The organism is Paraburkholderia sp. J63 (assembly GCF_905220245.1).
Taxonomy (GTDB): domain Bacteria; phylum Pseudomonadota; class Gammaproteobacteria; order Burkholderiales; family Burkholderiaceae; genus Paraburkholderia.
In genome coordinates, this window is the sequence record NZ_CAJMZF010000168.1 from 1 (window position 1) to 542 (window position 542).

The 542-nt window shown below is 62.4% G+C and carries 1 protein-coding gene; it reads right to left on the minus strand.

Annotated features, from left to right (window positions below):
* The coding region (locus U5775_RS39005; protein ID WP_322063448.1) for a 3-hydroxybutyrate dehydrogenase at positions 1 to 542 on the minus strand (542 nt) is incomplete at both ends.

Genomic DNA, 542 nt, shown 5'->3' on the forward strand with positions numbered 1-542 from the left:
TGACCCGTGAAGGCCGCGCTCGGGAAAGCGGAAAGGAACAGCACGGTCTGCGCCACGTCCTCGACGGTCGTGAAGATGCCGTCCACGGTGCCGCCCAGCATCACACGCTTGACGACCTCTTCTTCGCTGATGCCCAGTTCTTTCGCCTGCTCGGGAATCTGCTTTTCGACGAGCGGCGTGCGCACGAAGCCGGGACAAACCACGTGCGAGCGCACGTTGTGCTTGCCGCCTTCCTTCGCGAGCACGCGCGCGAGACCGAGCAGCGCATGCTTGGCCGCCACATAAGCCGACTTGAGCGGCGAAGCCTCATGCGAATGCACCGAGCCCATGTAGATCACGACGCCGCCGCGATCGTCCTTGTACATGTGCTTGAGAACAGCCTTCGTGGTGAGGAACGCACCGTCCACGTGGATGGCCTGCATCTTCTTCCAGTCGGAGAACGCGTAGTTCTCGATCGGGTTCACGATCTGGATCCCGGCGTTCGAAACAAGAATATCGACCGGGCCCAGCTCGGCCGCCACGCGGTCGATGCCCTGATTCAC